The 1,077-nt window shown below is 48.9% G+C and carries 2 protein-coding genes; one reads left to right on the top strand and one right to left on the bottom strand.

The window, feature by feature from the left end; genetic code table 11:
• Positions 1–263: DUF302 domain-containing protein (locus tag A3751_RS14320; RefSeq protein WP_156492480.1), on the top strand; the 263-nt coding region annotated here is incomplete at its 5' end.
• Between the two features lie 468 nt (positions 264–731).
• Here A3751_RS14320 and A3751_RS14315 read toward each other — a convergent pair.
• Positions 732–1,077 (bottom strand): hypothetical protein (locus A3751_RS14315; RefSeq protein ID WP_197466367.1); only part of this gene is annotated, 346 nt, incomplete at its 5' end.

Here is a 1,077-nt window from a genome sequence, read left to right as displayed (position 1 = left end):
GCGTAGACCTTCTTCCCGCTTATCTCATTTTATTTGGCGGTCCGGCACCGGGTGGTCAAGCAATGGCTGATGCGCCCACTCTGGGGCTAGACGCCTTTTGCCAAAAATTTCTTGTATGGACAGACCCACAAGGTATTACGCACCTATCGTTTAACGATCTACTTGCAATAGCAGACCGGCAGAATGTACATAAAGCGATTGCTCTAAGGGTTATTAACAAGAGGCTATCAACCGTTTTTGGCGATGCTTTGGACGCAGATTAGCCCGCGCAATGCTCCTTCGATCATCAGCAAGCTCCATTTTTTACCGTCATATTTCGCAGCTAAACCCGACCGAAAATCGCGAGGGAATGTATTGAAAGCGCCGCAAAGCCAATCATTCAAGCGGAACTAATGTGTATAGAACAGAGCCGACAGCTCGCATCTTTGGCGGTTCAGCCGCATGACGTTTAGGCAGATTGTGTGAAGTCGAGAGTACAGGTCGATAGTAAATGACGATAGTAGCGAGAAATCAAAGGAAGACTTTGCAAAACGAGAGAAAGGCAATCAATAGATTACCACACACTGTTAGGACAAGGATGTAGTACTTAGCGGCCGATAGGTGTGCTTGATGCTAGAAAAAACGCAACACCCGAGGGCGTTGCGTTCTTTGATTTGAAATCGACTCAGAAAGCCTAAGAGCACCGAATATATTTTGCTCGCCTTAGGCTCTTTGGGAGCCGTTGTACGGGATTAGTTACCAACCCCACCTGTGTTTTGAGGAGCGCTTTCCGGCGTCACGGTAGGCCAGTCCTTGAAGGTCGCCAAGTGCTTTTTAACTGCAGCTTGAGCCGGACCAAAGGCCCACATTTTTTGCCCCATCCAACGCAGATACATGCCAGACTCTTCGGCAGCCCTCTCAAATGGATCACGACGCAAGTTGAACAGCAGCGGCGCATTCAGCTCTTCCTTTGGACCACTCCATCCATGGTTTTGCACAACAAAATGCGCCTTCCAATCTCCGACGCGAACGGCCTGAAGTTGGTCTCGCTCATAGTAGTAAATCTCCTTACGGTTAGACTCGCCTTTACCAGTCAAC

The sequence above is a fragment of the Oleiphilus sp. HI0080 genome (assembly GCF_001635135.1).
This window is presented reverse-complemented; position numbering and strand designations above follow the sequence as displayed.